The organism is Aeromonas sp. QDB18, assembly GCF_027705325.1.
Classification (GTDB): domain Bacteria; phylum Pseudomonadota; class Gammaproteobacteria; order Enterobacterales; family Aeromonadaceae; genus Aeromonas; species Aeromonas caviae.
The window spans coordinates 20,255-27,448 of the sequence record NZ_JAPDBQ010000043.1 but is presented as its reverse complement, the minus strand read 5'-3'; the positions used below and the strand labels follow the sequence as shown (position 1 = coordinate 27,448).

Annotated in this window: 8 protein-coding genes and 1 pseudogene; 4 read left to right on the top strand and 5 right to left on the bottom strand. The window is 60.7% G+C overall.

Features of this window, described 5'->3' with window-relative positions:
- Window positions 1-76: 76 nt before the first annotated feature.
- From OKC30_RS09060 to araC, 3 genes and pseudogenes are all read left to right on the top strand, one after another.
- A pseudogene (locus OKC30_RS09060) lies at window positions 77-529 on the top strand (ATP-binding cassette domain-containing protein); the annotation flags it as partial.
- A 48-nt stretch (window positions 530-577) separates the two neighbouring features.
- Window positions 578-1,579 (top strand): L-arabinose ABC transporter permease AraH, encoded by a 1,002-nt coding sequence (gene araH, locus OKC30_RS09055; protein ID WP_160837929.1) that lies wholly within the window; start codon window positions 578-580, stop codon window positions 1,577-1,579.
- Between the two features lie 132 nt (window positions 1,580-1,711).
- The gene (araC, locus tag OKC30_RS09050; protein ID WP_048207522.1) at window positions 1,712-2,623 is read left to right on the top strand and encodes an arabinose operon transcriptional regulator AraC; all 912 of its coding nucleotides are present in this window, start codon (window positions 1,712-1,714) and stop codon (window positions 2,621-2,623) included.
- Window positions 2,624-2,691: 68 nt separating this feature from the next.
- Here the strand turns inward: araC and ykgO are convergent, their stop codons facing one another.
- Window positions 2,692-2,817, bottom strand: a complete 126-nt coding sequence (ykgO, locus tag OKC30_RS09045; protein WP_010674479.1) for a type B 50S ribosomal protein L36 — start codon at window positions 2,815-2,817, stop codon at window positions 2,692-2,694.
- A complete protein-coding gene (locus OKC30_RS09040) occupies window positions 2,814-3,083 on the bottom strand; it encodes a type B 50S ribosomal protein L31 (protein WP_039040091.1) in 270 nt (89 codons plus the stop codon). Before OKC30_RS09040 ends, ykgO begins: the two co-directional genes overlap by 4 nt.
- A 224-nt stretch (window positions 3,084-3,307) precedes the next feature.
- Between OKC30_RS09040 and OKC30_RS09035 the strand changes: the two genes are divergently transcribed.
- Window positions 3,308-3,562 carry a DinI family protein gene (locus OKC30_RS09035; protein WP_010674481.1) on the top strand — a complete coding sequence of 85 codons (255 nt, stop codon included), beginning with the start codon at window positions 3,308-3,310 and terminating at the stop codon, window positions 3,560-3,562.
- Window positions 3,563-3,813: 251 nt separating this feature from the next.
- Here the strand turns inward: OKC30_RS09035 and OKC30_RS09030 are convergent, their stop codons facing one another.
- From OKC30_RS09030 to OKC30_RS09020, 3 genes are all read right to left on the bottom strand, one after another.
- Complete coding sequence (locus OKC30_RS09030) at window positions 3,814-4,626, bottom strand: DUF2927 domain-containing protein (RefSeq protein WP_052130431.1); 813 nt, start codon at window positions 4,624-4,626, stop codon at window positions 3,814-3,816.
- 20 nt (window positions 4,627-4,646) lie between these two features.
- Window positions 4,647-5,150: a M48 family metallopeptidase gene (locus OKC30_RS09025; protein ID WP_010674483.1), complete on the bottom strand. Its 504-nt coding sequence runs from the start codon at window positions 5,148-5,150 to the stop codon at window positions 4,647-4,649.
- 130 nt (window positions 5,151-5,280) lie between these two features.
- Window positions 5,281-6,924 (bottom strand): hypothetical protein, encoded by a 1,644-nt coding sequence (locus OKC30_RS09020; protein WP_160837931.1) that lies wholly within the window; start codon window positions 6,922-6,924, stop codon window positions 5,281-5,283.
- Between the last annotated feature and the right edge of the window lie 270 nt (window positions 6,925-7,194).

Sequence of the window (7,194 nt, the reverse complement as noted above, 5' to 3'; positions counted from 1 at the left end):
TGCGCGAGCAGCTATCACCCAGTAATGGGAATCCCCCTCCTGTGACGCGAAGCGCTAAGGTGGGGGAGGATGTCAATCGGTGCAGGAGAACATCAACATCAGCGCCCGCCGTCACCACGCGTGGGGAGGCTTCTGGATCAACCAGAAGTGGGAGGACGAGAACGCGAGGCTGCGGATCCGCGACATGCGGGTCAAGACCCCGTCTCCCCAGCAGGCCATCATGAACCTCTCCGGCGGCAACCAGCAGAAGGCCATTCTGGGGCGTTGGCTGTCGGAAGACATGAAAGTGATCCTGCTCGATGAACCGACCCGGGGCATTGACGTCGGGGCGAAGAACGAGATTTACAACGTGATTTACGATCTGGCCAAGGTGGGCATCGCCGTGGTGGTGGTCTCGAGCGAGCTGCCGGAGGTGCTGGGCATCGCGGACCGGATCCTGGTCATGCGGGAGGGGGAGATCGCCGGCGAGCTTTCCCACGACGAGGCCAACGAGGTCAAGGCGCTCAATCTGGCCATGCCGGCCCGTTGATCTGCTGACCGCAACGAGATAGCACCCGGAATTTTCAGGAGAAATACCATGACAACAACGACCTCGGTCGGCCAAGCCGCCAACGACACCGCGGCGAGCGGTACCCTCCTGCAACTGACCCGCATCTGGGATCAGTACGGCATGCTGGTGATCTTCGCCATCCTGTTCCTGCTCGCCTGCGTGCTGGTCCCCAACTTCGCCAGCCTTATCAACATGCGGGGGCTCGGGCTTGCCGTCTCCATGTCGGGCATGGTGGCCTGCGGCATGCTGTTCTGCCTCGCCTCCGGCGAGTTCGACATGTCGGTGGGCTCAGTGGTGGCCTGCTCCGGCGTCGCCTGCGCGGTGGGCATCAACGCCACCGAGAGCATCCCCCTCGGCATTCTGGCCGGTCTCTCGGTGGGCCTTGTCTTTGGCCTCATCAACGGCATCGTCGTGGCCAAATTCAAGATCAACGCCCTCATCACCACCCTTGCCACCATGCAGATGGCGCGCGGGGTGGGCTACATCATCTCCGACGGCAAGGCGGTGGGCATCGTGGAGGAGGGCTTCTTCGAGCTTGGCAACTCCGCCCTGCTCGGCATCCCGACGCCCATCTGGCTGACGGCGGTCTGCTTCGTGTTGTTCGGTCTGCTGCTCAACAAGACCACCTTCGGGCGCAATACCCTGGCCATGGGGGGCAACGAGGAGGCGGCACGTCTGGCCGGGGTCAACGTGGTGCGCACCAAGATCATCATCTTCGCCATGACCGGGCTCATCGCCTCGCTCGCCGGCATCATCCTCGCATCCCGCATGACCTCGGGTCAGCCCATGACCTCCATCGGCTTCGAGCTGGTGGTGATCTCCGCCTGCGTGCTGGGTGGGGTCTCCATGAAGGGGGGGATCGGCAAAATCTCCTACATCATCGCCGGGGTGCTGATCCTGGGGCTGATGGAGAACGCCATGAACCTGCTCAACATCTCCCCGTTTGCCCAGTACGTGGTGCGTGGCCTCATCCTGCTCGCCGCCGTGCTGTTCGACCGCTACAAGCAGGTGCGCAAAGCCCGTATCTGAGCGATGTGTTTCCTCGTCACCCGGCCGGCCTCGCGTCGGCCCGGTGTTTTCCCCGGCAAGCTGTGAGCCAGTTCAACAATTTCACAACGAACAGCTTGCGAACATAGGGGGTTCCTACGCCGGATCTCTACAATGGCCCATGTCGACTTTTTTACCGAAACCCTGTTTTCCGCCATGTCCTCGATGCAAAAAGAGAAGCCGAAACAACTCAATCCCCTGCTGCCTGGCTACGCCTTCGACGTCTTCCTGGTCTCGGGGATGACTCCCATCGAGCAGGGGAGCGCGCTGGATTTCACCATCGACAGGCCCCACGGCATGAAGGGGTTCATCGTCAATCTGACCATCAAGGGCAAGGGACAGATCTTTCAGGGGGACAAGGCCTTCACCGTGGAACCCGGCGACCTGCTGCTCTTTCCACCAGCGGCGGTGCACCATTACGGCCGGGCGCCGGATGCCCGGGAGTGGTATCACCGCTGGGTCTATTTCCGGCCGCGGGCCTACTGGGCTGACTGGCTCAAGTGGCCCCAGGTGACGGAGCAGGTGGGGCGACTGCAACTAGCGGACAACCAGCTGCTCACCGAATTCGACACCCTCTTCCTCGACATCGAGGAGACCCACAAGCAGCTGCGGCCCATGTCGGAGCAACTGGCTATGAACCTCTTGGAGCGGTTGCTCATCCGCTGCTACGAGGCATCGTCCCAGAATGCCTATCCAGCCATCGATCACCGGGTCCACGAGGCGTGCCAGATCCTGAGCGAGTCCCTCTCGGCCGAGATCTCGGTGGAAGCGCTGGCGGAGCAGGTGTTCTTGTCCCCCTCGCGCCTCGCGCACCTGTTTCGCGAGCAGGTGGGGGTGAGCATAGTGCGCTGGCGTGAGGATCAGCGCATCATGCGGGCCAAGCTGCTGCTGCAGACCACGCCGCTGTCGGTCGCCACCATAGGCCAGCAGGTGGGCTATGACGATCAGCTCTACTTCTCGCGGGTGTTCCGAAAGCGGGTAGGGGTCAGCCCCACCGAATACCGCAAGTGCGCCACCCCGCTGTGAGCAGAGCCCAGAGATGACAAAGCCCTCATGACGAGGGCTTTTGTTATCCATGAGGGGCGGATGCGCAATCAGCCCTGACGAGCCTTGAACCTGGGATTGCTCTTGCAGATGACGAACAGCTTGCCGCGTCGACGTACGATCTGACAGTCCGGGTGACGCGACTTGGCGGATTTCAGGGAGGCGAGGACTTTCATTGTTTCTCTTTTCCTTTGCTGAAGAACTGACCGAATCGCTGGCCGAAGCGAGCGACCTGACCTTCCTTGCCGACCTGCTTCTGTTTGCCGGTATAGAAGGGGTGGGACGCGCTGGAGACATCCAGCGTCACATAGGGGTAGGTGTTGCCATCTTCCCACTCTCTGGTGCGATCGGTGGCCAGCGTGGAGCCGATCAGAAAGTAGGTATTGCTGGCGAGATCGTGGAACAGAACCTTGCGGTATTCAGGGTGAATATGGGGGCGCATGATTGCCTTTTTGTTATGTTATAACAAGATGTAAATAATGCGATGGATGAGAATCAATATCAACTGTTTTTTCCATGATGACAGCGATGGGGGAAAATCTGGGTCGTTCGGCTGCACATCGTCAGCGAGCAGGCATGGACGGTGAGGGCCTATGTGCAGGCACCATCTTTACTTTTCAAAATTACTGTATAAAAATACAGTTAATTATCATGGAGACGTACCCTATGCGCCTGGAAATCATCATCGACAGAAAACACCAGATCCCCACCTCGACCATGGAGGCCTTGCGCCAGGAGCTGCTCAAGCAACTGGGTGAGCGCTTTCCCGATCTGCATGTGCGGGTGGCACCGGGTAGTGCCATGGCTCTGACGGTCAGTCGCGCCAGCAAGGAAGACAAGGAGCTGGCCGAAGCCATGGTGCAGGAGGTGTGGGAAAACGCTGATAGCTGGATGCCGGAAGAAGAGGCTCTGGAGGCCTGAAGATAAGCTCCCTGCGGCAAGCATCGTCGTGATCTGCCAGGGCGCGAGGAGGAACCTCCAGCCTGGTGATGATCCCTGTACCGGCTTTGCCGAACCGCTCTTCAAAACACGCAGCCATGGGCTGCGTGTTGCGTTGATGGGGTAAGCGCATGACCATGAAGGCGAAAGGCGAAAGGCGAAAGGCGAAAGGCGAAAGGCGAAAGGCGAAAGGCGAAAGGCGAAAGGCGAAAGAGTAATGTTTCTGGCTGCGCTCAGAGTCCCGCCCAACGCTTGAGGCTGTCGACCTGCACCCGTTGGGTGGCCTGTGCGATGTCGCCATTGGCACGCAGTGCCTTGAGGGCCGCGGGGAGCGCCGCGCGTACCTCGTCTGACGTCATACCCGGTTGCAATGCCGGGTGGTAGGCAAGCCTGAGCAACACGTAGTCGAGCCCGGTCAGAAAGCTGTCGATGCTGCTGTCATTGAAGATGGAGGGGAACACCTTGTCCGAGTCGTTGGGCAGCCCCATCACCTGGCTCAACTCTTCCACCACGCAATCCAGAAAACGGCCCTTTGCCCTGCTGTAATCCACCGGAATGATGATGGTGGCACGGGTGATCTCGTAGCGAGCGTTGGTGGCGAAATTGGCTAGGCAGATCCCCTCCTTGAGGGCGATGCGCACCGACTCGTCCTGGCGCATGGTGCGCGCAGCCCAGCTCGCCATCTGTTTGTGCCGGGTCATGATGAGGGTGAGATTGGGGTTGTCGCTGACAATCTCGATGGGGTGACCGGTGATCCTGCTCAGGTGACGGGTCTGTACCTTGACGACCTCGGCCTGCAGCGGCTTGTCGCCGAATTCGTTGACGAGCTTGAGACGCACGGGGCCCGGCCAGCGGGAGAAGTGCTCCTGTTGTTCATGGCCATACTCCCGTTTCATGGCGATTTCCATGAAGCTCTGGACAAGGTAGTCATCACGCTGCCAGCGTTCGGTGGCCGACAGCGGCAGTGAGAAGAGCCAGAGCATCAGCCCCGGGAGCAACCAGTGCCCATGGCGAACGGACTGGAGAGGTGTGTGCCATGGGCGCATCTTGCCTCCTTGCAAGGGGATCAGCGGGCGGTACGCTCGATATCACGCCAGGTGAGCCAGAGCCTGAGATCGAACTCCAGTTGATGATAGTCCGGTTCCATGTGCTGGCAGAGCTGGTAGAAAGCCTTGTTGTGATCCTTCTCCTTCAGGTGGGCCAGCTCATGCACCACTATCATCTTGAGAAAGGCGGGATGGGCCTCCTTGAACAGGGCGGCGATACGGATCTCGTTCTTGGCCTTGAGCTTGCTGCCTTGCACCCGGCTGACATAGGTGTGCAGTCCCAGGGCATCCTTGATCACGTTGATCTTGCCGTCGAAGATCACCTTGGAAAGCGGCGCGGAGCTTTTCAGGTAGCGGTTCTTCAGCTCCATGGTATAGGCGAGCAGCGCCTTGTCGCTCTGGACGAGGTGGGTTTGCGGGTAGCGCTTGGCCAGCATCTCGCCGAGTTTGCCCGCCGCAATCAACTGCTGTACCTGAGCCTTGAGTGGCTCCGGATAGCCCCCCAGATAAGTCAGCTCCGCCATGATTCTTCCCTCTGCCGCGAAAAAGAGCGCCATTGTAGTCAGGATGGGGCGCCTTGAACATGGTCGGCCCCCTCTTTATGACGACAACGAAAAGGGGCCATCACCAGGATGGCCCCTTCTGTGTGCCTGATTAGCGGCGCCGGTACAGGCCCGGGTCCACCTCTTCATACTGGCCTGCCAGATACTGGTAGAAGGCAAGGTGGGAGGGGGAGGTCGGAGTCTTGAGCTCCTGTGCCACCCGCTCCGGTTTGGCGATGATGAATTTGGGTTGTTGGCGCTGGATGTCAGCCAGCACCCGCTCGCGCACATCGTAGGGCGGGTTGACGTTGGCAAAGAACAAATAGGCGGAGGCCGGCTGGCGATCGGTCCAGAGGTAGTATTGCGGCTGGATACCATCGACCCAGATCTTGTCGGTAGGCGCCGTCTCGGCCAGGATACGATCGACCCTGACCTGGGCGGGGGGATTGAACGGCCTGCCCTTGAGATTGCCTTCCCAGGCGTTGTTGACCAGCAGTACCAGCATGGCCAGCGAGGCGAGCCAGGGGGTGGCGCTTCGCACGTCCCAGGCGCGCCAGAGCGGGACCAGAATGAGCACGGGCAAGGCCCACAGCAGGCTGTTGCCGAGCACCTCGCGCACCCGCTCCAGAGACCACTCCTTGGTGCTCCAGCCGTAACCGAGCTGTTGGGCCAGCAGCCAGCTGGCGGTCAGCACCACCAGGGAGATGCAAAGCAGCCCCAGGCCATCGGATCGCTGTTCGCTTCTATCCAGCAGGCAGGCGAGCGGCAGCAGGCCAAGCTGCAGATAGAGCACGTCATAGTGATCGAACACATGACCGGAGACCGAGTTGGCGATCAGGGTGAACAGCACCCCCAGCAGGGTGGCGCACAGCGCGGGGAGATACCACTCCTGGCGGCGCCCGAGCATCAGGACGAGGAAGGCGGGCAGCAGCATGATGAGGCCGGTGCGCAGCAGACCGACGGCGCCCACCTCAGGAGAGAAGCCGTTGCCGTAGCTCCCTTCAAAGAAGATGCCGAAGGCGTAGTATTTGAACTCTGCCAGCACGTCGTGGTGCTGGAAGTAGGCATAGAGCGGGCCGCCGACGAGAGCCAGTCCAAGCAGGCTGGAAAAGAGCAGGGCAAAGGCGCAGCGCCACTGCTCGCGCAGGCACCAGTGACAGAAGAGCACCAGATACCAGGCCCCCCAGAAGGCGCCGTTGTTGGTGCGCATCCAGGCCACGATGGCGAAGGTGAGTGCGGCGACCAGGGCCGGTCCCCAGCTGAATCGCTTGTCCAGCAGCATGGTGATGAAAGCCCACTGGGCGATGAGGGCCAGATGGAATGTCCAGTCCTCTGTCATGTTGCCGTAGTAGTAGCGAGTGCTGTAGAGCGCCAGCAGGGCCAGCATGCTGCCAAGTCGCGCCCGCACCGAGAGCCCGAGCTGCGAAAAAGCCTGCCAGCTCGCCATGAGGCCCAGCCAGCAGAGCACCCACTCCAGCAGCCAGATCCCGAAGAAGCCACCAAGGCCATAGCCCAGTGCATCGAGGGCGAAGATCATGGGACCCTTGATGTCGATCATGTCCCGATAGAGTACGCCCCCCTCGCTCCACATCTTGCCCATCACCGCAAACAGGGAGGCATCAAATCCCGGAGCCATGCCGTGGAACAACGGATTGCGCAGACAGAACAGCAGAGCCATCAGGGCGGTGAGCAAGATGACCGACGGCCTGATCCCGGGATTGTGGCGGTGCGGGGTAAAGCGGATGGCATGATTCATGGGTGACCTGTTCCTGCGGGAAAGACTGAAAAAGCGGGCTTATCTTGCCGAGCCGGGCTGCACGATGCAATGGAAGAAGTGTAGGCACCTGAAATAATTCGTAAAAGTATCGTTTTCACGCCTCTGGCTGCATTGGCAGGCCCCATCACAAGACAGGGCAGGCGCAGTCGGGCGTCACAGCCTGGGGTTGCATGGTAAGGGGGGCTGCGCCTGGGAGCGGATCAGGATTCCCCTATGCGGGGGAAAGGCGGCACCGACCCGGGATGGGTC